This is a genomic window from Aliiroseovarius sp. S1339, assembly GCF_023195695.1.
Taxonomy (GTDB): domain Bacteria; phylum Pseudomonadota; class Alphaproteobacteria; order Rhodobacterales; family Rhodobacteraceae; genus Aliiroseovarius.
In genome coordinates this window covers 236,262-258,366 of record NZ_JALPQG010000004.1, presented here as the reverse complement: position 1 = coordinate 258,366, position 22,105 = coordinate 236,262, and the positions used below count along the sequence as shown (strand labels likewise).

Below are 22,105 nucleotides of genomic sequence, written 5' to 3'. Positions count from 1 at the left end.
AAGACGGCGGGCCATTTCGGCCCGCCGTTTCCATTCCGAGGGCTCACATGGAAAAACGCGTCACATTTCGCGGGTGGCTTTTGCCACTGTGTCTGATTGCGCCGCAGGTCATCATCTCGGCGGTGTTTTTCTTTTATCCGGCGGGGCAGGCGATCTGGCAGTCGCTGTTCATTCCCGACCCGTTCGGGCTGTCGATGCAATATGTGGGCTTGGGCAATTTCGAATATCTGCTGTCGGACAAGTTCTATCGCGCGTCCTTCGTGACGACGGGAGTATTCTCGATCCTCGTCACGCTTGTCTCTATGATCCCGGCGCTGTTTCTGGCGGTGATGGCGGATCGTCTGATCAAGGGGGCGGGCGTCTACCGCACGCTGCTGATCTGGCCCTATGCGGTCGCGCCTGCTGTGGCCGGGGTGCTGTGGCTGTTCATGTTCAACACCCGCGTCGGCGTGGTGTCGTGGTATCTGGGCAATCTGGGGTATGACTGGAACCACGTACTGAACGGCAACGAGGCGATGGGGCTGGTCGTTGTCGCCTCGGCATGGGGGCGGATCAGCTATAACTTCCTGTTTTTCTTTGCCGCCCTGCAAGCGGTGCCCCGTTCGGTGATCGAGGCTGCCGCGATCGACGGCGCGCGCTTCTGGCGGCGCTTCTTCACCATCGTCTTGCCACTTCTGTCGCCCACCACGTTTTTTCTGCTGGTGGTCAACGTGGTCTATTCCTTCTTTGAAACCTTCGGCGTGATCCACACCATCACCTCGGGCGGGCCGCAACAATCCACCACGATCCTTGTCTATAAGGTGTTTGCGGACGGGTTTGTCGGGCAGGATCTAGGCTCATCCTCGGCGCAGTCGGTGATCCTTCTGATCGTGGTCGGCCTGTTGACCGTCCTCCAGTTCAAGTTTGTCGAGAAAAGGGTGCATTACTGATGGCCCGCGAAATACATGGCATGGTGGAAAAACGCGGGGCAGGGCTTTGGCTGACTCATGTTTTGATGATCCTGGGCGTGTTGATCATCTTCTTCCCGATCTGGCTGGCCTTCGTGGCCTCGACCGTCACGCAGCCGGAAATCGTGCGTCCGCCGATGCCGCTTTGGCCCGGTGATCAGTTCTTTGAAAACTACAAGGCGGCGCTGTTTTCCGGCGTCAACGTGCCGGTGGCGACGATGTTGTTCAACTCGCTGGTGATGGCGATTGGGATTGCCGTGGGCAAGATCATCATCTCGCTTCTGTCCGCCTTCGCCATCGTCTATTTCCGCTTTCCGGGGCGGACGTTCTTTTTCTGGATGATCTTCCTGACCCTGATGCTGCCGGTCGAGGTGCGGATCGTGCCGACTTACGAGGTCGTCGCTGGCTTCGGGATGCTCAACAGCTATTCCGGGCTGATCTTCCCTCTGATCGCCTCGGCCACCGCGACCTTCCTGTTTCGCCAGTTTTTCCTGACCATCCCCGATGAACTGGCCGAGGCCGCGCGCGTCGATGGTGCCCGCCCGATGCGGTTCTTCTGGGACATCGTCGTCCCGATGAGCCGGACGAACGTGGCCGCCCTGTTCGTGATCCTGTTCATTTATGGTTGGAACCAATACCTCTGGCCGCTGCTGATCACCACGGACCCTGAAATGAATACCATCGTCATGGGCATCAAGCAGATGTTCCCGTCGGGCGACGATGTGGCGGATTGGCCGGTGATCATGGCGACCTCGATCCTTGCGATGATCCCGCCTGTGATCGTGGTGGTGTCGATGCAGAAACTGTTCATCCGTGGTCTAGTAGATAGCGAGAAATAATTCATGGCGACTGTCACGCTGAAAGATATCAAGAAAAGCTTTGGCCCCGTGGACGTGATCCACGGCATCAGTGCGGAAATTGAGGATGGCGAGTTCATCGTGATCGTCGGCCCATCAGGCTGTGGCAAGTCCACACTGTTGCGTATGGTGGCAGGGCTGGAAACCGTGACCTCGGGCGAGGTGCTGATCGGCGGTGAACGTGCCAACGAGAAAGAGCCGATGGACCGCGACATCGCCATGGTGTTCCAGAACTACGCGCTTTATCCGCATATGTCGGTGGCGCAGAATATGGGCTACGGGCTGAAGATCGCAGGGCTGCCCAAGGATGAGATTGCCCGCAAGGTGCGCGAGGCGGCAGAATTGTTGCAGCTTGAGGCGTTGCTGGACCGCCGCCCCAAACAACTGTCCGGCGGTCAACGCCAGCGCGTCGCCATGGGCCGCGCCATTGTGCGCGAACCGGCGGTGTTCCTGTTTGACGAACCGCTGTCGAACCTCGACGCCAAGCTGCGCGTCCAGATGCGTTTGGAGATCAAAGAGTTGCAATCCAAGCTGGGCATCACCGCGCTATACGTGACCCATGATCAGGTCGAAGCCATGACCATGGCCGACCGCATGATCGTCATGAATGGCGGCGTCGCCGAACAGATTGGCACGCCGTTAGAGGTCTATGAAACCCCGCGCACCCTGTTTGCCGCGCAATTTATCGGAAGCCCGGCGATGAACATTCTGGATGCCGAGGTGGTCGGGGGCAGTGTGCGGCTTGGCGATGCCATCGTTATCACAACCGACCATCAGGACGGCGCTGTGAAACTCGGTATCCGTCCCGAACATCTTGTGCCAGATGACAACGGCCCGCTTGAATTGGCGGTGCAACTGTCCGAGCCGTTGGGGGCCAACACATTGCTGCATGGTCATCTTGAAAGCACGGGGGTTGCGTTCACCGCGAGCCTTCCCGGCGTGCATCTGACACAAACCAAGGGGAAGGTGATGCGCCTGTCGGTTTTGCCCGACCATGCGCATCTGTTCGACTCTAAGACCCAGTTGCGGATCGTTGGGTAAGGTGCGTCAGGCCGACGGCCCAACCGGCCAGATCGTTTGATAGCAGATCGCAAGGCGGGTCAGGTCATCTGCGCTTATGTCAGCCTCCTGCCACGCCTTTACGGACACGCCCAGCATTCGAGGCATCAACATCGGCCAGATTTGTGTGTCCTCGGTGGTGAATTCGGACCAGAACGTGCCCTGCACACCGATGATCTTGTCGGCGAGCGCCGGATCAGGGACGGGATTCCAATTGATCGTATCGGCCAGCGAGATGAAGGCGGCCCAACTTGCCCCCCAATCGTCGGGATCGGCGCTATGCGCCATGTCCAGATAGATATGCTGCGCCGGTGACATCACCACGTCATAGCCCGCGCGCGCGGCGTCCAGACCCGGTCCTTGTCCGGTCCAGCTGAACAGGATGGCGTCATGCCCGATGCCACCGTTCGACCCCTGCGCGGCTTCTTCCCATGCGGCGGGACGCTGGCCGTTCTGAACGACGGTTGCGGCCAGTTTTCCTATCGTCCAGCCTTGCAGGTCATGCGTGGTTTCCAACCCCTTTTCCTTCATCAAGGCGCGCGCCTTGGGCGATCCCATCCATGTGTCCTCGGGCAGTTCATCGCAACCCAGATGCAGATGGCCGAAGGGGAACAGGTCGCCAACTTCCTTCGCAATGGCCTCTAACACCTCCCATGTCTTTGGCATGGCGGGGTTCACGCAATTGCCCTGATACCCCTGAACCGAGGTCCCGGGGCCGTTGTCCGCCGGATCACGGGTGTCGGGAAACACGTGGGTCACGGCAATCGCATGGGCCGGGGCTTCGATTTCCGGCATCACTTCGATGTTCAGCGCCGCAGCGTGGGCAATGATCGCGCGTGCGGTGTCCTTGGAATAGCTGCCACCAGCCTCAATGGCCCCTGCGAAGAGGGCGGGCAACAGGTGGCCCTCGCCACAGAATTCCGTCTTGCGCCAAAGTTCGGGAAAGCTATCGATTTGCAGGCGGAACGCCTCGTCATCCGCGAAGTGCCAGTGGAATCGGTTCAGTTTCAGAAGCGCCATCAGGTCCAGAAGATCCAGAATGGTCTGCGGTTGGTAATAGTGGCGCGCCGTGTCCAGATGCTGCCCGCGCCAGCCGAAACGGGGCGCGTCGATCAGGACACCGCAAGGCAGTGGCCCGGCTTGCATCAGGGTTAGGAGAGTGATGCCAGCGTAAAACCGTCCCCCGTAATCGCCCGCAGTGATCTGAACGCCGGTGGACGTGATTTCCAGCCGATAGGTCTCAGCCTGCATGTCAGCGGTCTTGATTGCAACAGGGAACGACCCGTCGAAGGACCAGCCCCGCCGTTGCCCAAGGTGTGCGACCGCAGTGAACGCGTCGTCACTGCATCGCACGCCGGTCACGTCAACCGTGCCGCCGCTTGGCGTCCATTTTTTCGGTTGCGGCACAAGGGGCAGGCCGTCAAAGAGGCCAAGGTCGGGCAGGGCGGGCGAAACGCAGCCCTTGGGATGATAAGGCAAGGCGATCACCTCGTCCCGCATGCGCAGATAGGGGCCAAGGGGCAACCATGCCCGGTTCGCGGCCCGGTGCCCTTGGGTGTATTCCACCACAACGTCATGCGGTTGCCCAGTTTTCAGGTCGGGCAGGGCGACCTCGGTGAAGCTGCCCATGCCGCGCAGCCGTTCGCCGCCTTCGGTGGCTGTCATCGGTGACATGCCGGAAAAGCAGAAGATCGGGGCCGAAAGGTCCCGATCCGAGGTGATGGTGCAGATCATTTTCGCACCATCCAGTCGGCAGGTATAGTCCATTTCAGTCCAACCTTAGTTCAGACACAAAGTCATATATATCAGAGCGATAGAGGCCACTTGTAAACTCAATCGGGCGACCCGTGTCCAAATAGCCCGTCCGTTCGATCTTCAGCACGGCGGCCCCTTCGGGCAAGTGAAACATCTGTGCGTCCGTTGCGGTCAGATTGGTTGCCGTGACCCGCTGAATAGCGCGGGTGGGTGCCTGACCCGTTTTGCGCAGCAGCGCGTAAAGCGACACGTCGATCTTTTCGGGATGGGGCAGGATATCACCCGGCAGGGATGAGCGTTCCAGCGCCATCGGTGTCCCGCTGGCGCTTCGCAGGCGCTCGATCCGTGCCACGCGATCATTCGAGGACAGGCCCAGCGACATCATCTCTTCGCTGGTGGGACGAAACAGTCCCAGCGACAAAGTTTCACTGGTCGAGGTCATGCCGCGCGCCTGCATGTTCTCGGTGAAAGAAACGAGCGAGGACAGCGATTGCTCCAACTTGGGCGCGGCGGCGCGCACGAACGACCCAGCGCCTTGCCGTTGTTCGATCAACCCATCCCCGACCAGCTCTGCAATTGCTTTGCGGACGGTGACACGGCTGACATCTGCGGCTTCGGCCAGATCACGTTCGGGCGGCAATTGATCATCCGGAGCCAGTTCTCCGGACTGGATGGCCGCACGTATATGTCGGTGCAATTGCAGATAGCGCGGACCACGTCCGGCTTGAAACCACTCTGAAGGGTCGAGCCAATTAATTTGCACTTGCATGAAGCATCCAATCCATTTGGTATCAAAAAGTAATACCATAGTAGTCTGACTTGCAATCCCTTAATCCCCCATCTGCTGCTTGGCAAACGCTAAGCAATTGAAAAATCGTGAAGTAATACTAGATTAGATAATTTGGTATTATAATGGTAGCTAAAAGAGGGGCGTTTTGGTATTAAATAGTATGCGCCTCGATTCGGTCGGGGCATCTGTGGGGGAAAAATTAGTGGCAGACGTGACGCAAGCAGTTGGACGGGCGATCGAAGCCAATGGTCGCAAGACCATATCCGAAAGCCTTTTCGCGTGGCTTCTTGTAGGGCCGGCGATGATGTTCATCGCCGTGATCGTTGCTTGGCCCTTGGCTGAAACAATCAGACTGTCCTTCATGGAAGCCGGGCTTGGCGGTGAGAAATTTGTCGGGTTGGCCAATTACGAAGACCTTGCCGGAAGCCGCAAATTTCACCAGACCATCGTGCGCACCTTCTATTGGATGTTCCTGTCGGTCGCTCTGAAGCTGGTGCTGGGCCTGATCGGGGCGACGCTTTTGAATGCGGCCGTGCCGGGTCGGGCGCTGTTCCGCGTGCTGGTCATGCCGCCTTGGGTGATCCCGATTGCAATCGGCTGTATCGGTTGGCTTTGGCTATATAACGGCTATTTCGGCGTGCTGTCGGGCATGATGATGCGTCTGGGGATCACGGATGTGCCGTTTGAATTCCTTGCCCAAAAGCAATCTGCCTTCTATTCCGCCATCGCCACGGATGTCTGGGTCGGCGTGCCAATGGTTACGCTGTTCTTTCTGGCCGCCATGCAGGGCGTCAGCCGCGATCTGTACGAGGCGGCGTGGGTCGACGGGGCAGGGCGCTGGTATCGCTTCCGCCGCATCACGATCCCGCAAATCATGCCAGTGATCGTGTCGATGTCGCTGCTATCCGCCATCTTCACCTTCAACAGTTTCGAGATTATCTGGATCCTGACCGAAGGTGGCCCGCGTGGGGCAACCACCACCCTGATCGTCGACACCTATAAGACCGCCATCGGCAACTACAAATTCGGAGAAGGCTCCGCCCGCGCAGTGATCATCGTGCTGCTGCTTGGTCTGTTCTCACTCGCCTATCTGTTCTTCCTGAACAAGGTGAACAAGAAATATGGAGTGAAGTAAGATGATGGATCGCTACACCAAGCTACAGATTGTCGGCATCTACGCGTGCCTTGCGATCTTCCTGACCTTCATCCTCCTGCCGTTCTTTGAGATGTTCATGGCCTCGCTGCGCCCGTTGGAGCATCTGTTTCGCAGCCCCTATCAGTTCTGGTCGGATGATTTCAGCTTTGATGCTTACAAGCAGATGTGGGTGACGGTGCCGCTGTTGGGCCGCTATATCTTCAACTCGATCTATATCTCGTTCATGGTGACGGGGCTGACGATGATCTTTGTCGTGCCTGCGGCCTATGCGTTCGCGCGGCTGCAATTTCCGTTCAAAAATGCGACGTTGGGCATTTTTCTGGGCGTCAATATGTTCACCGGTGCGGTGCTGCTGATCCCGCTTTACCGGGTGCTACGTACTTTGGGGCTGTTGAACACCTATTGGGCGATGATCGTGCCCGGTGTGGCCTTCCTGATCCCCACCGGCATCTGGCTTCTGCGCTCGTATCTTGAAAAGATCCCGCGTGAGCTTGAAGAAGCCGCCTTCGTGGACGGGGCGTCGCGCCTTTATACCCTGCGTCGTGTGGTGCTGCCGCTGGCGACACCGGGGCTGATCGTGGTCGGTGTGGCCGTCTTTATCGGTGCCTATGCGCAGCAATTCCTGTTCGCAATCACTTTCAACCAGACCCGCGAGCTGCAACCGCTGCCCGCAGGTCTTTACGAATTCATCGGCTATCAGTCGGTGACCTGGAACGAGATGATGGCCGCGGCCTTGGTGGGTGTTCTGCCAGTCATGATCATCTTCCTGTTCCTGCAAAAATACCTTGTCGCAGGCCTGACGGCCGGAGCGGTCAAGGAATAATCCAACCAAGGGAGAGACCAAAATGAATGTAACAAAACTGTCATTGGCAGCACTGCTGCTGTCAGGCTCGGCGATGACCGCCTCGGCTGATACGGCTGAACTGCACTTCATCATGTGTGGCGGCGAAGTGCGCGAAGCGGATCAAAAGACCGTGGACGAATTTATCGCCAAGCACGAAGGCGTGACTGTCAATCTGGAAGCCGTGCCGTGGGGCACCTGTCAGGACAAATCGCTGACGCTGGCCGCAGCGGGCGATCCGCCCTCGATCGCCTATATGGGGTCGCGCACCTTGCGCCAGATGGCCAACAACGACTTGATCGTTCCGGCCCAGATTTCGGCTGATACGCCTTATCAGGAAGGTGTGTTGAACACCGTCACCATCGAAGGACAGACCTGGGGTTATCCGCACGCGTTTTCGACCAAGGCGCTGTATATCAACTGCGGTATCGTCGAGCAGTCCGGTCAGGAATGCGTCGCACCCAAAACCTGGGACGAGATGTATGCAATGGCCAAAGGTGTGGTGGACAACACCGACGTGGCAGGGGTCGGCCTTGCCGGTAAAGATTTCGACAACACGATGCACCAGTTTCTGAACTATCTGTATTCGAATGGTGGCGTGGTAATCGATTCAGCCTCTGGTGAAAACAAGCTGGACAGCCAACAGACCCGCGAAACGCTGGAGTTCTATGGCAAGCTGGTGGACGTGGCGCAGGAAGGCCCGACCGCTTGGGAACGTGATCAGCTGAAAGACCTGTTCAACGACGGCAAGATCGCCATGTATGTCCAAGGCCCGTGGGGCCATGGCCAACATAACGAGGACATCAACCAGTTGGTGGCCCCGGTGCCCGCAGGCCCGTCGGGCGAAAGCGGCACGATCCTGATCACTGACAGCATTGTTGTGTTCAAAGGCACAGGTCACGAGGATCTGGCCCATGAACTGGCGCAAATGATCACCTCGGGCGACAGCCAGTATGATCTGGACAGCACATGGGGTCTGACGCCGATCCTTGACTATGCCGCTCTGGGCAAGACGGATCTGTATTATGAAACCGGCATCTGGCCGAACTTCACCGCGACGATTTCGACAGGTGGTCCCGAGCCGCTGGTCGAAGACTTCAAGTCGCTGCAATCGGTATTCACCAACATGGTGCAGGGCATCATCCTGAAAGATGACACCGTGGACAACCTGGTGACCATCGCCGGTGAAGAGCTGGACGAAGCGCTTTAAGCCAATCCTCCCTGGTTTGGGCGGCGCATGGTCGTCGCCCGGACCATCTTTGACTTGAACAAAAGGATGCCCAGACCATGGCGACACTCGATCTGAACGCGATCAGCAAATCCTTTGGCTCGGCCAAGGTGCTGCACGACATCAGCCTTGCGATTGAAGACAAGGAATTCGTTGTCTTTGTTGGCCCGTCAGGCTGCGGCAAATCCACCCTTCTGCGCATCATCGCGGGGCTCGAAGAGGCAACATCCGGCCTGATCATCATCGGCGGCGAGGATGTCAGCAATGCCCATCCCGTGGACCGCGGTATCTCGATGGTGTTTCAGTCCTATGCGCTTTATCCGCACCTGAGCGTCTATGAAAACATCGCCTTCCCGCTGCGCGTTCAAAAACTGGATGCGGCAGATATGGACAGCCGCGTGCAAAAGGCTGCCGCGATCCTGCAACTGACGGACAAGTTGCAGTTGAAGCCGGGGCAGTTGTCGGGCGGTCAGCGCCAGCGGGTCGCCATTGGCCGCTCGATTGTGCGCAACCCCAAGGTTTTCCTGTTCGATGAGCCTTTGTCGAACCTCGACGCCGCGCTGCGCGGCGATATGCGGGTGGAACTGAGCCAGTTGCACCGAGAACTGGACGCGACCATGGTTTACGTCACCCACGATCAGGTCGAGGCGATGACCATGGCCGACCGGATCGTCGTTCTAAATGGCGGCCGCGTTGAACAATTCGGAACCCCGATGGAGCTGTATCATCATCCGGCCACCAAATTCGTGGCATCTTTCATCGGCCAGCCCAATATGAACTTGATCCCGGCCAGCGTGGCAGGCGTGGACGCATCAGGCGTCATGGTTGAGCTGGATGGCGGCCACCGCATGGCGTTGCCCGTGGCCTCATCCACCGTCAGCATGGGTGACAAGGTCGAGGTCGGCATTCGGCCGGAACATGTGAACATGGGCGACAGCGGTCTGGATATTTCGGTCAATGTTCTGGAACGTCTTGGCGGCACCTCGATCACCTACGGCACCATTGGCAATGGCACGCGGTTCTGTGCGGCCTTGCCGGGTGATGCTGCGATTGAAGAGGGCAGAAATCTGACCCTGTGTGTTGCCCCCGAAAACTGCCACGTGTTTGACGCCAATGGCGACGTATTGCGCCGCCAGGCTGCACCGGAGATGGTTGCATGAAAGTCGTCACGGCCGGGGTTGGTCTGCGCGCAGGCCATGTCCTTTCGATCCTGAAAGAAACCATGCCAGAGGTCGAGTTTGTCGGGTTCTATGACCCGCAACCGGCCCATCTGGACATGATCGGCACGAATGTTCCGCGCTTTGACGATGTGGCCGGAATGCTTGCCGACACCAAACCCGACCTGTTCTTCGTCGGTTCGCCCAATGTTTTTCACCTTGAGCATATCAAACTGGGGTTGGAAGCTGGCGTGCGGATTTTCACCGAAAAGCCGGTGGTGACAACGCGGGCGGACACGTTCGAACTGGCGCGCCTTCTGGCCGAGTACGGCACGGATCAAGTGATGGTCGGGCTGGTATTGCGCTACTCGCAGCACATGGTCGATCTGCGCGCCGTGCTGGACCGGCTAGGACCGATAGCTTCGCTTGAGGCAAACGAACACATCCCGCCCTATCACGGTGCATTTTTCATGCGCGACTGGCGGCGCAAAAGCGCGCTGTCCGGCGGTTTCATGTTGGAAAAATGCTGCCACGATCTGGATATCTACAACATGGTCACCCGCTCACGGCCCATGCAGGTGGCGAGCTTTGGCGGCAAGAAATCCTTTCTTCCAGAGTTCGCCCCAACAACCAACACCGAGACCGAGATCGCGCAGCGCAAATCGAGCGTCTGGGAAAGCGCCCCGGATCCTTACAACTCGGACGGCGACATCATCGACTTTCAGGCCGCGATCCTGCGCTATGAAAGCGGTGCGTCGATGGCGTTTCACACCAATCTGAACGCGCCCGACGATCACCGGCGGTTCTGCATCTTCGGCGCGATGGGGATGGCCGAAGGTGATTTTGTGCGTGGCTATCTGAAGGCGACGGCGCGCGATGGCACGGTCATTGCCGATCACGACTATACAGCGATGGATCAAAAACATGCCTCGGCCCATTACGGTGCGGATCACATGATGGTCGCTGACATCGCGGATTTCCTGCGCGGCAAGACAGACAGCCTGCCGGTCGGGGTGGTTGACGCGCTGGAGGCCGGTCTGGTCGCCATGGCGCTGGACGAGGCACGGATCAACGGCGGTGTGGTCGATCTGCGCAGCACATGGGAAGAGTTTGACAGTTATGGACTGCGCGCATGAGCATTGAGACGAAGACCCACGGCCACCTGATGGCCAGCGAAAGCGCCGAGGCCATGGATGTGTTCTGCCGCGCCGCCACGCAATCGGTCGATGCGGGCAAGCTGGCAGAGGCGAAGGCGATCTATACCATCGCGCGTGGATCGTCGGACGCCGCCGCCAACATCCTGTCTTACGAGCTGATGCGCGAGCTGTCGGTGCCTGTCACCTCGTTGCCGCCCTCGGTGTTTTCGTTGGGCAAAGGGGTCTGCTTTGACGGGTTCGGTGCGCTTGTTATCAGCCAGTCTGGGGCCAGCGAAGATCTCGTGCGCGCCGCCAAAGGCGCTCGGGCCAACGGTGCTGGCGTGGTCGCGATCACCAATCAACCGGGCAGCGCCGTCGAGGCGGCGTCGGAAACCACCGTGTCCATCGAGGCCGGGCCGGAACTGGCCGTGCCGGCCACCAAAACGGTGATTGGGTCGATCGGTGCTGGCATGGCGCTCTTGGCCGGGATGGTGCCGGATTACAAGGCGTGGACCTCGAAATCTGTGGCCGCATTGAAAGACGTATCCACCAACCACCCATGTGCCAACGCCCTGCAAGCCGCGCTGTTGCGGGCGCGCAATGTCTATGTGATCGGGCGCGACACCGGGTATGGCGCGGCGCATGAGGTTGCGTTGAAACTCAAGGAATGCTGCTCGCTTCATGCCGAGGCGTACTCGGCTTCCGAGGTGCTGCATGGCCCGCTGCAACTGGCGACCAATCCGTTGATGGTGCTGATCCTCGACACCGGGTCAGACCACATTCAGGACAGCCTTGATCAGGCCGAGGCGCGGTTCATGGGCGTGGGCTGTGACGTCCATCGCATATCGCCTGCAGATATCGACCTGCCCGACCTGACACCCGCCGCTGCCGCTGCGGTGCTTCTGGCGGTGATGTATCCGGTCATCCTGAACACCGCGCTCGCGCTGGGGCTGGACCCCGACGCCCCCGAAACCCTTTCGAAAGTGACGCAAACGACATGACCAAATCTTTAGAAAACTGGGCGACCTGGGCTGAAATTCACCGCCAGCCCGCGATCTGGTCCGCGTGGGGTGAGGCGCTGGACGTGGACGGATTGCGGGGCTGGATCAGCAGCCTTGAGTATGACGAGGTGTGGTTCTGCGGGGCAGGCACCTCGGCCTATATCGGTGACATCATCGCGGCGGGTGTGCCGGGGGTGCGCGCTGTGCCCAGCACCGATCTTGTGGCCACGCCGAAAGCCTTTCTGAATGGTGTGAAGCCGTTGGTGGTCAGCTTTGGCCGATCCGGCAACAGCACCGAAAGCATCGGTACGCTGGACGCGCTGGATGCGCTGGCACCGGATGCGCCGAGACTGCACATTACCTGCAACAAGGATGGAGCTTTGGCCACGCGTCCGTCGCAAGGGCCGCAAAAAGTCATTGTGCTGCCTGACGCCACGCATGATGCAGGGTTTGCGATGACCAGCAGTTTTTCGACCATGCTTTTGACCGCGCTGGCGCTGTTTGACGCGCCGTGTGATGTGGCTGCGCGTATGGATGCTTTGGCGGGTCAGATGGCTGCGTTGCTGCCAAAGCTACGCGGCATGATGCGCCCTGACCGCGCGGTCTATGTCGGTTCTGGCCCTTTGGCCTTTGCGGCGCGCGAGGCGGCGCTGAAGGTGATGGAATTGTCCGCAGGCCAAATCCCGGCCCTTTGGGACAGTACGCTGGGGTTCCGCCATGGTCCGAAATCTTTCGTTACCGACGGCACAGCGATCACGGTGTTCACCAGTCCTGATGCGCCAACAAAAGACTATGACGCGGACCTAGTGGCAGAGCTTCGGGCGCAATTTCCGTCCGCGCGGGTCACCTCGGTCGGGCCGGGCGGGGATATCGACATTCCGATGCCCTTCGGCGCCACATGGGCGGTCCCGCTTTGCGTCGCGCTGGCGCAGGTGACGGGGGTTGAATGGGCGGGCGCGCTTGGGCTGAACGTGGACGATCCGTTTTCGGGGCAGGGCACGCTCAGCCGTGTTGTGTCTGGCGTAAAGCTGTATCCGGTGGCGTCATGATAGCGACCGGCATTGACCTTGGCGGCACCAAGATCGAGGTGCAATTGTTCGGCGATGACTGGGCGGTTGCCCATCGCCATCGTGTGCCGACGCCTTCTTACTACGATGAACTGGTCACGGCAATTGCCGATCAGGTTCGCTGGGCGGATGAGATTGCAGGCGGAGCCGTTCCCGTGGGCGTCGGGGCCGCCGGGCTTCTGCACCCGGTGACCGGTCTTGCCCTGACGGCGAACCTTCCTGCCTCGGGCAAGCCATTCCAGCGCGACATTGAGGTCGCGATTGGGCGTCCCATTACCTATGTCAACGATTGCCGCGCTATGGCCCTGTCCGAGGCGGTGTTTGGCGTCGGGCAGGGGCAGCGCACGGTCGTCGCCCTGATCCTTGGCACCGGCATCGGCGGCGGGATTGCTGTCGATGGCACCATCCTGCAAGGCCCGACGATGACCGGGGGCGAGTTTGGGCACACCGCAGCCCCCGCGCATCTGGTTTCCAAATACAGCCTGCCGGTCGTGACCTGTGGCTGCGGTCGTCAGGGCTGCATCGAGACTTACATAGCCGGGCCGGGGATGCGGCGTCTGGCCAAGGCGCTGACTGGCGAAGACATCGAACCACCCCAGATCGCCGCCCGTCGCACAGGCGACATGGCGCAGGTCTGGTCGGTCTGGTGCGAAATGACCGCCGAGCTTTTGCACACGCTGACCATGATGGTCGATCCCGATCTGATAGTTATGGGCGGTGGGCTGAGCCAGATTGACGGTGTGGTCGATGACCTGACTGCTGCCGCCGAGCGGGTGCAGATCGGTGATTTCGGCTCCGCGAAACTGGTTCTGGCACAGGGTGGCGACACCAGCGGTGCCCGTGGGGCTGCCTATGCGGCTTGGCAAGCGGAGGGTTCGCATAATGGCTGATGCGCTGCGTGACATCATCGCCCGCAACCGGGCGGGCAGGCGGGCGGCGATCCCGTCCGTGTGTTCGGCGCAACCGGATGTGCTGCGCGCCTCGCTGATGCGGGCGCAGGCCCTGGATCGCCCCGTGGTGATCGAGGCGACGAGCAATCAGGTCAATCAGGATGGCGGCTATACCGGGATCACCCCCGACGGGTTCATCGGTTATGTGCACGATATTGCCGACAAGGCCGGTGTGGATCGCGACCGGATCATCTTCGGCGGTGATCACCTTGGCCCACAAGCGTGGCGGTCGTTGCCCGCGGATGCCGCGATGGAGAAGGCCCGCGTTCTGGTGCGTGATTACGTCAAAGCCGGCTTTCGCAAGATCCATCTGGACTGTTCGGAAGGCTGCGCGGGCGAGGCGGCGCAGCTTGACGATGCGCAAACCGCGGCACGCTCCGCCGATCTGGCGCGGGTCTGCGTCGAGGCGTGCGACGGTGACGCGATAGGTCTGCTCTTTGTCGTCGGTACAGAAGTGCCCCCACCGGGTGGCGCACGGATGGACGAAGATGGCGACATTCCCCCGACCGATCCGGCAGCCGCAAAGGCCACGCTGGCCGCGCATGGCGACAGCTTCGGCGACATGTCCTCGATGATCGGCGGTTTGGTCGTGCAACCGGGTGTCGAGTTCAGCCCGACCGCCGTGCATCACATGCCGCTGGACCGCGATCCCGGCCTGCTGGCTGCGTTGGACGGCTGGCCCGGTGTCTGTCTGGAGGCGCATTCGACCGACTATCAACACCCCGCCGTTTTTCCGCGACTGGCGGAGCTTGGCTTTGCCTTCCAGAAAATCGGCCCGGCGCTCACCTTTGCATATCGCGAAGCACTCTATGCGCTGGACCAGATCAGCTCAGCCCCCGGCGCGCTTCAGACAGTGATGGAGCGGGTGATGACCGAAAACCCCGCCTATTGGCAGGGGCACTATCACGGGGATGCCGACGCGCTCTATCATCAGCGCCATTTCGGGCTGGCCGACCGCATCCGCTATTACTGGCCTGATCCTGCGGCACAGGCGGCCGTGGCGGTGTTGCGGGATGGGTTCGACAGCCCGATCCCGGTTGCAGAGCTGCGCAACGTGTTCAGCGACGCGGTGCTGACGCGGGCCGAGCAACTGACGGGCGATCAGGTGCAGCGACTAATAGACGCGCAAATACAGCTTGCGCTCGATCCCTATTTCTTTGATGAGGCGGCATGATGGACCACTGGATCACCCCCGAGCGCCTGTTTGATGGCCGCGATCTGCTGACCGGCAAAGCCCTGCGGATTAGGGCCGGTCGTGTCGTTGACATGGCGGACTCCCACGCCGAGGCAATCGCTGTGCCGGGCCTTTTGACGCCCGGTTTCGTGGATTTGCAGGTCAATGGCGGTGGCGGCGTCCAGTTGAACTCAACCCCCACAGCAGACGGGATGGATGTTATAGCCGACGCGCATAGGCGGTTCGGGACGGTGGCGCTTTTGCCGACGGTCATCACCGATTTGGCTGATGTGATTGATCGGGCGGCGGATGCCGCGATTGCCGCGAAAGGGCGGCCTGGCATTCTGGGACTGCATATCGAAGGGCCGCATATTTCGATGGTGCGCCGGGGCACACACTCGCCCGAATTGGTGCGACCGCTGGACGAGCGCACAATGAATACGGTCGCGCGCCTGCGCGATGCTGGCGTGGCGGTAATGATCACGCTGGCCCCGGAAGCGGCAAAGATGGACCAGATCAAGCGTTTGGCGGCCATAGGGGCGGTCGTGTCGCTGGGCCATACGGACGCCACCTCCGAAATGATGGTGGCCGCGTTCAATGCCGGGGCCAGCTGTGCTACGCATTTGTTCAACGCCATGTCGCCGATGGTCGGACGTGCCCCCGGTGCTGTGGGGGCCGTCATTAACTCGACCAGCTACAGTGGCATCATCTGCGATGGCCACCACGTCGCGGATGAGATGGTCGGGATGGCGATCCGCGCACGCCCCGTTCGGGACCGGATGTTTCTTGTGTCAGACGCGATGGCGACCGTGGGTGGGCCGACCCATTTCAGCCTTTATGGTCAGGAAATTACGCTGAAGGATGGTCGTCTGATCAACGCAGAAGGAAGCCTTGCCGGGGCGCATGTTACCCAAGCCGAAGGGGTCAAACGATTGGTCGACCATACGGGCACCTCGTTGACCGATGCACTTCGCATGGCGACCTCTGTTCCCGCTGACTGTATCGGGCAACCCGAGATTGGTAGGCTTGACGGGCGTTTGGCGGACGACCTGATCCTGCTGGACGACGACCTATTGATGATCACAGACCTTGCCGCCCATCTGGCCCAAACAGGCGGCGCGTTGGCCGCAGGTTAATCCCGCGAAAATGCGAAACAAAACCAGCTCATCGGCGGGATTGCGCACGTTTGGGAAAGAAATTTCCAAAGCAAAGTGATCCGCTTTCAAACCGCTCCCGTATCCTTACCACAACATCACAATGGTACTTAGAAAAGGATACATCATGTTTCGCAGAACCTTTCTTTCGATCACCACCGCGGCTATTCTGGCAACGCCGGCTCTGGCTGACAACCACTCCATGGACATCGTGGACACGGCCGTCGGGGCTGGTAGCTTCTCAACCCTCGTGGCCGCAGTCGAGGCCGCTGGCCTTGTTGAGACCCTTAAGGGCGAAGGACCGTTCACCGTATTCGCACCAACAGATGACGCCTTCGCTGCGTTGCCCGAAGGCACGGTTGAAACCCTTCTGATGCCTGAGAACAAGGATCAGCTGACCGCGATCCTGACCTACCACGTTGTCCCCGGCAAAGTTATGGCAGCCGACATCGCGGGTAAAAGCATGGATGTGGAAACCGTAAATGGCGGCATGGCCATGGTCGACGCGACCGACGGTGTGAAGATCGACGGCGCAAATGTCGTTCAGGCAGACATCGAGGCCTCGAACGGTGTGATCCACGTGATCGACGCGGTGATCATGCCGAAATAAGCCAATTGGCTTGTGAGAGGTGCCCGGCAGCGATCCCCTTGCTGCCGGGCTTTTTCTTCCTGTCCGACATGGAACAAGTTCGAAATAACCCGCGACTTGTTCAAGCCTGCATTCTGACTAGAAACAGGCGGAAAAAATAACGATTACAAGTGATTGCCCAACTCATCTGTGATGCCTTAGGTTCGTGTGTTGGGTCTTAGATCAGGTTGTTGAGCGCACGCGGTTGGCTTTATGTTGTCGTTGGCAGTGGCCGACCTGAACAACGCAACGGGCGGATTTCCTTAAAAACTTTGATTTGGGACGAATGTTCGCCCTAAGCTGATGTAAGGGTGATGCTTCAAGCGGATAACATCGCGGCGCATCACATATTGGGGGGCAGGATGGATCCGATAGTCTTTTCGCTGGAGATGGGCGTCGTTTGCGCCATGTTGGCCTTAACAGTTTTCCTGTTCGTGTCCGAAATTGTGCGCATTGATCTGGCGGCGATCCTGATCCTCGTGATCCTTGGGATCCTGAGCTACATCCCTGCCATGTCCAATCTGGCCGAGGTTAATCATCTTTTTGATGGCTTCGCCTCGAACGCCGTGATTTCGATTATCGCAGTGATGATCGTGGGGGCCGGGCTGGATAAGACCGGGCTGATGAACAAGGTCGCCGCGACGATCATGAAGCGTGGCGGCGCGACCGAGGCCCGCATTCAGCCCATCGTGGCAGGCACTGTTGGCATCATTTCAAGCTTCATGCAGAACGTGGGCGCGGCGGCTCTGTTCCTGCCTGTCATCAGCCGCATTTCGACGCGATCCGGTATTCCCCTGAATCGCTTGGCAATGCCGATGGGGTTCTGTGCGATCCTTGGGGGCACGATGACAATGGTCGGATCTTCGCCGCTGATCTTGCTGAACGACTTGATCCAAACCTCAAACAACAGTCTGCCGGACGACCAGAAAATGGAGCTTTTCGGCCTGTTTTCGGTCACTCCGATCGGCGCGGTGCTGATCCTGTGTGGGATTCTGTATTTCCTGCTTCTGGGCCGTTGGGTGCTGCCCGAAGGTGGATCTGCCAGCAGCACCTCGGTCGGGCAGGGCATGTCGGCCTATCTGAAGCGTGTTTATGGGATCAAAGCGAAAGTTTATGAGGTCGACGTGCCCGCCAACAGCCCGCTGGTTGGGCAAATCCTTGCGGACGTCAATCTTGAAAACAACCTTTACATCATCTCGACCTTCTACCGCGGCAAGACCTCGATGGTGCAGGTTTTGACGGCCGAAATTGCTGCGCCCTGTCGGCTGGCGATCATCGGCAAAAAAAAGGTGGTCGAGGAATTTGCCAAGAAGTATGGCCTGTCGATCTTTCCAGAGCTTGAGGTTTTCGTCGAGGAATTCGCGCCGACCAATGCCGGCATCGCAGAAATTGTTATCCCGCCCGAAAGCAAACTTGTCGGAAAATCACCCCGAGAATTGCTGTTGCGCAAGACCTATGGCCTGTCCCTGCTGGCCATCCATCGGGGCGAAGAAACGCTCAGTCATGTCGAAACCGAGGAGCATGAACCCACCGCCATTGGTCTGGTCGAATTCCAAGTGGGCGACATGCTGGTTGCACACACCCGCTGGGACAACCTGACCCAATTGAAAGACAACCGGGATTTCGTCATCATCACGTCGGATTTTCCACAAGAGGAGCTGCGCCCTCACAAGGTGGGCTGGGCGCTTTTGTTCTTCGCCATCTCAATCTCGATGATCCTGTTTACGGATATCCGGCTGTCGCTGTGCCTGCTGACCGGGGCCGTCGGGATGCTGCTGGCGCGCGTCATCTCGATCGACGAGGCATATCAGGCGGTCGGCTGGAACACCGTATTCCTATTGGCCAGTTTGATCCCATTGGGGCAGGCGGTGCAGAACACAGGCACGGCGGAATGGATCGCGCAGCAAATCCTGACCCTTCTGGATGGCTGGCCGTTGTGGGCACTGCAAACGGGGATCGCGATCCTTGCCACCGCGTTTTCGCTGGTGATGTCGAATGTGGGGGCCACCGTGCTTCTGGTGCCGCTGGCGGTGTCCATCGCGGTCGCCGCCGGGGGCGACCCGGCGCTGTTTGCTTTGACGGTGGCGATCTCCACCTCGAACTCGTTCATCATCCCGACCCATCAGGTGAATGCGCTGATCATGGGCCCGGCGGGCTACAAGGTGAAGGACTTTGTCAAAAGCGGAGGGATCATGACGGTGATTTTCCTCGTGGTGTCACTCGTCATGCTGAACGTGGTGTTCTGATCCCTCACTTGCCCTTCCACACCGGGTCGCGTTTTTCGGCAAAGGCGCGCGCACCTTCCAGCTGATCCTCGGAGCGATAAAGCTTCTCGACCGTTTCAAACTGGCTCTTAGTGATCCGATTCATCGCGTCCTGAAACTTCATATCCTCGGCCTCGCGCACAACTTCCTTGATCGCGGCGTAGACAAGGGGCGGACCCGAGGCGAGCAGGGCCGCCAGTTTGCGCGCCTCGCCCATCAGATCAGCGGCCGGGTGGATATGATTTACCATGCCCCACCGCGCGGCTTCTTCAACATCCAGCCAGCGCCCGGTGAACAGCATCTCCATCGCGATGTGATAAGGGATGCGCTTGGGCAGCTTGACGCTTGCGGCATCGGCCACGGTGCCCGAGCGGATTTCAGGCAGCGCAAAGCTGGCGTGATCGGCGGCCAAGATGATGTCGGCGGACAAAGCCAGCTCAAGCCCGCCACCACAACAAATACCGTTCACCGCGGCAATGACCGGCTTGTTCAGCCCGCGCAGCTCCTGCAAGCCGCCAAACCCGCCCAGCCCGTAATCGCCATCAACCGCGTCGCCATCCGCCGCCGCTTTCAGGTCCCAACCGGGGCAGAAGAATCTTTCGCCCGCACCGGTCACAATCGCCACGCGCAGGTCGGGGTCGTCGCGAAATTCGGTAAACACTTCGCCCATGATGCGGCTGGTGGCCAGATCAATCGCATTGGCTTTCGGGCGGTCCAGAGTGACTTCAAGCACATGGCCATTGCGGTGGGTTTTGATGGGGGTGTCGGTCATTTAGGGGTCTCCGTTGCGGATCAGGGCGTCTGCTGCCACGGCGCTATTGGGGGTCACGATAAGTGGGTTGATCTCAATTTCTTCGACAGGCATGGCCATCACATGGGCCTGCACGGCCATCACATTGTCAAGTACAGCGTCAATGTCTGCGGCGGACGCACCGCGATAGCCCGCAAGCAGCGGTGCGATCTGCAGACGCATCAGGGCTGCGTGAATGTCGGTGCGACTTGCAGGCACCAAAAGCGATTGGCTGTCATTCAGGATTTCAGTCAGAACGCCACCTGCGGCGACGGTCAGCACATAGCCATGCGCTGGGTCGCGGGTCACGCCAACCAAAAGCTCGGCGATGGCACCTGTGACCATTTCCTCGATCAAAAAACTATTGCAAGCCATCGCGTTTGCGGCGGCTTCAACGGCCTCCCTGCTCAAGAGGTTTAGTTTCACAGCCCCCATTTCGGATTTATGCGCGAGCCCTTCGCCTTTCAAAACCACAGGGAAGCCGATTTCCGCCGCCAAATGGGCAGCGTCTTTGGGGGTCTGAGCGCGATGCGACTGCGGGATACGCACGCCGCGAAGCGCCAGTGCCGCTTTCGCCTCAGCTTCGCTCAGCGTTCCACTTCCTTGCGGTCCGGTCAGGAAAAGAGGTTCCGGGGCAGGGTGGTCGTGCCCAAGCGTGGCGGCCACCTCGATCGCATCGATCGCATGATCCAATCCAGACAGTGGCACAATGCCTTTTGCGACCAGACGCAAGGCAATGTGCTCCGGCATAGTTTCGGGCAGAGAGGACACGATGCCCATCGGCACGCCGCTTACCTCGCGGGCATGCTCAACTGCGGCGATCACAAGATCCCACGCCGCCGCCGTGCAGCGGTCGTCGCGCGGAAAATCGAGAACGACGAAGCCAAAGCCCAAATCTGAGGACATCATTGCAGTGAATGCATCCGTCATCGCCTGACGATTACCCCAGATATAAGTCTGGTAATCCAATGGATTGGCAAGCGCGACCATAGGGCCAAGGGCCGCGCGCAGGCTCGTGGACTGTGTGGGTGTCAGGGGCGGGAAGGCGACATCACTATCATGCGCGGCGTCGGCCACAAGGCTGGCTTCGCCACCGGAGCAAGACATTGACGCAATCCGGTTCGACACGAGCGGACCGGCGACATGAAGAATTTTCAGCGCTTCCAAAAAGGACGGCAGCGAATGAACCTGCCCGATCCCAAGCCGCGCCAGCAAGGCGCGCGCGCCAGCGTCGCTGCCCGCAAGGGACGCGGTGTGCGAGATCGTAGCGGCCTGCGCGTGGTCGGACCGTCCAACCTTCAGCGCGACGATGGGTTTGCCAAGCGTGCGCGCCTTTGCAGCCAGCGCCTCTAACGCGCGGATATCGCCAACGCCTTCGATGTGCAGCCCCAGCGCGGTTACGCGAGGGTCATCCAGCAGGGCCGCCCCGATCTGCGCCAGACCAGTTTGGGCCTGATTACCGGCGGTTACCACATAGGCAATCGGCAACCCACGTGTCTGCATCGTCAGATTGATCGCGATGTTTGAGCTTTGGGTGATCAGCGCTACGCCCGTCTGGCAAGGCACACCGCCGTGTTGGTCAGGCCACAAAGCCGCCCGGTCGAGATAGTTCAATAACCCATAGCAATTGGGGCCGATGATCGGCATGTCGCCAGCCGCAGCAAGCAAATCCGCTTCAAGATCCGCGCCATCATCGCTTTCGGCGGCCGCCTCTGCGAAACCAGATGCAAAGCAAATGGCGCCCCCCGCATCACGGGCGGCAAGGGCGGCAATCACTTCGAGGGTGGCGTGGCGGTTGACCCCCACGAAACTGGCATCAGGCGCGTCAGGTAACGCATTAACAGACGCGAAAGCTGGCAGACCGCCAACATTATCGCGAGAGGTATGAACGGGCCAGATCGCCCCTTGAAACCCGATCTTGCGGCATTGCGCGATCACATCAGCGCACCACGTGCCGCCGCCAACAACGGCGATGGATCGGGGCCGCAAGAGACGAGAGAGATTACGAGGCATGGAAAAAACGCTCCGGCTGCGCTGTGCCAAAGTAACGGGCACTAAGTGAGGGGTGCCGCCCCTCTTGGCAGTTGGCCAATTCGCCCCGGGACATTTTGGGCCAGAAGATGCAACGAGTTGTTAGCCAAGCTCGGTCAT

The 22,105-nt window shown here is 59.7% G+C and carries 19 protein-coding genes; 15 read left to right on the top strand and 4 right to left on the bottom strand.

Annotated features, from left to right (window positions below; translation table 11 throughout):
* The first annotated feature begins 47 nt into the window (after positions 1-47).
* The 3 genes from ugpA to ugpC (MUY35_RS07910) are packed head-to-tail and all read left to right on the top strand — an operon-like array spanning position 48 to position 2,845.
* The gene (ugpA, locus tag MUY35_RS07920; protein WP_248365584.1) at positions 48-929 is read left to right on the top strand and encodes a sn-glycerol-3-phosphate ABC transporter permease UgpA; all 882 of its coding nucleotides are present in this window, start codon (positions 48-50) and stop codon (positions 927-929) included.
* A 20-nt stretch (positions 930-949) separates the two neighbouring features.
* Complete coding sequence (gene ugpE, locus MUY35_RS07915; protein WP_247038721.1) at positions 950-1,786, top strand: sn-glycerol-3-phosphate ABC transporter permease UgpE; 837 nt, start codon at positions 950-952, stop codon at positions 1,784-1,786.
* A 3-nt stretch (positions 1,787-1,789) separates the two neighbouring features.
* Positions 1,790-2,845, top strand: a complete 1,056-nt coding sequence (gene ugpC, locus MUY35_RS07910; protein WP_248365582.1) for a sn-glycerol-3-phosphate ABC transporter ATP-binding protein UgpC — start codon at positions 1,790-1,792, stop codon at positions 2,843-2,845.
* A 6-nt stretch (positions 2,846-2,851) separates the two neighbouring features.
* On the opposite strand, the gene MUY35_RS07905 is transcribed toward ugpC (MUY35_RS07910), so the two are convergent.
* A complete protein-coding gene (locus MUY35_RS07905) occupies positions 2,852-4,630 on the bottom strand; it encodes a family 20 glycosylhydrolase (protein WP_248365576.1) in 1,779 nt (592 codons plus the stop codon).
* A gap of 1 nt (position 4,631) precedes the next feature.
* A complete protein-coding gene (locus MUY35_RS07900; protein ID WP_248365574.1) occupies positions 4,632-5,387 on the bottom strand; it encodes a GntR family transcriptional regulator in 756 nt (251 codons plus the stop codon).
* Between the two features lie 223 nt (positions 5,388-5,610).
* Between MUY35_RS07900 and MUY35_RS07895 the strand changes: the two genes are divergently transcribed.
* The 12 genes from MUY35_RS07895 to MUY35_RS07840 all read left to right on the top strand — a co-directional run bounded on the left by MUY35_RS07895 (position 5,611) and on the right by MUY35_RS07840 (position 19,146).
* Positions 5,611-6,543, top strand: coding sequence for a sugar ABC transporter permease (locus MUY35_RS07895; RefSeq protein ID WP_348984504.1), 933 nt, complete (start codon positions 5,611-5,613; stop codon positions 6,541-6,543).
* 1 nt (position 6,544) lies between these two features.
* Positions 6,545-7,387 carry a carbohydrate ABC transporter permease gene (locus MUY35_RS07890; RefSeq protein ID WP_248365572.1) on the top strand — a complete coding sequence of 281 codons (843 nt, stop codon included), beginning with the start codon at positions 6,545-6,547 and terminating at the stop codon, positions 7,385-7,387.
* 22 nt (positions 7,388-7,409) lie between these two features.
* The gene (locus MUY35_RS07885; RefSeq protein ID WP_248365570.1) at positions 7,410-8,615 is read left to right on the top strand and encodes a sugar ABC transporter substrate-binding protein; all 1,206 of its coding nucleotides are present in this window, start codon (positions 7,410-7,412) and stop codon (positions 8,613-8,615) included.
* Between the two features lie 77 nt (positions 8,616-8,692).
* On the top strand, positions 8,693-9,793 hold the full coding sequence (gene ugpC, locus MUY35_RS07880; protein WP_248365561.1) for a sn-glycerol-3-phosphate ABC transporter ATP-binding protein UgpC: 1,101 nt from the start codon (positions 8,693-8,695) through the stop codon (positions 9,791-9,793).
* Positions 9,790-10,926: a Gfo/Idh/MocA family oxidoreductase gene (locus MUY35_RS07875; RefSeq protein WP_248365559.1), complete on the top strand. Its 1,137-nt coding sequence runs from the start codon at positions 9,790-9,792 to the stop codon at positions 10,924-10,926. The genes ugpC (MUY35_RS07880) and MUY35_RS07875 overlap by 4 nt, the downstream gene beginning before the upstream one ends.
* Complete coding sequence (locus MUY35_RS07870; protein WP_248365550.1) at positions 10,923-11,927, top strand: SIS domain-containing protein; 1,005 nt, start codon at positions 10,923-10,925, stop codon at positions 11,925-11,927. The genes MUY35_RS07875 and MUY35_RS07870 overlap by 4 nt, the downstream gene beginning before the upstream one ends.
* Positions 11,924-12,976: a tagatose-bisphosphate aldolase gene (locus tag MUY35_RS07865; protein ID WP_248365537.1), complete on the top strand. Its 1,053-nt coding sequence runs from the start codon at positions 11,924-11,926 to the stop codon at positions 12,974-12,976. The genes MUY35_RS07870 and MUY35_RS07865 overlap by 4 nt, the downstream gene beginning before the upstream one ends.
* Positions 12,973-13,884 carry an ROK family protein gene (locus tag MUY35_RS07860; RefSeq protein WP_248365523.1) on the top strand — a complete coding sequence of 304 codons (912 nt, stop codon included), beginning with the start codon at positions 12,973-12,975 and terminating at the stop codon, positions 13,882-13,884. The genes MUY35_RS07865 and MUY35_RS07860 overlap by 4 nt, the downstream gene beginning before the upstream one ends.
* Positions 13,877-15,118: a class II D-tagatose-bisphosphate aldolase, non-catalytic subunit gene (locus tag MUY35_RS07855; RefSeq protein WP_248365520.1), complete on the top strand. Its 1,242-nt coding sequence runs from the start codon at positions 13,877-13,879 to the stop codon at positions 15,116-15,118. The genes MUY35_RS07860 and MUY35_RS07855 overlap by 8 nt, the downstream gene beginning before the upstream one ends.
* Entirely contained in the window at positions 15,115-16,254 is a 1,140-nt protein-coding gene (gene nagA / locus MUY35_RS07850) for an N-acetylglucosamine-6-phosphate deacetylase (protein WP_248365517.1), read from the top strand. The genes MUY35_RS07855 and nagA overlap by 4 nt, the downstream gene beginning before the upstream one ends.
* Before the next feature lie 145 nt (positions 16,255-16,399).
* The gene (locus MUY35_RS07845) at positions 16,400-16,882 is read left to right on the top strand and encodes a fasciclin domain-containing protein (protein ID WP_248365502.1); all 483 of its coding nucleotides are present in this window, start codon (positions 16,400-16,402) and stop codon (positions 16,880-16,882) included.
* Positions 16,883-17,262: 380 nt separating this feature from the next.
* A complete protein-coding gene (locus tag MUY35_RS07840; RefSeq protein ID WP_248365499.1) occupies positions 17,263-19,146 on the top strand; it encodes an SLC13 family permease in 1,884 nt (627 codons plus the stop codon).
* A 4-nt stretch (positions 19,147-19,150) separates the two neighbouring features.
* Here MUY35_RS07840 and MUY35_RS07835 read toward each other — a convergent pair whose 3' ends face one another.
* Positions 19,151-19,936, bottom strand: coding sequence for a carnitinyl-CoA dehydratase (locus MUY35_RS07835; RefSeq protein ID WP_248365496.1), 786 nt, complete (start codon positions 19,934-19,936; stop codon positions 19,151-19,153).
* A complete protein-coding gene (locus tag MUY35_RS07830; RefSeq protein WP_248365493.1) occupies positions 19,937-21,967 on the bottom strand; it encodes an acetate--CoA ligase family protein in 2,031 nt (676 codons plus the stop codon).
* Positions 21,968-22,105: the final 138 nt, after the last annotated feature.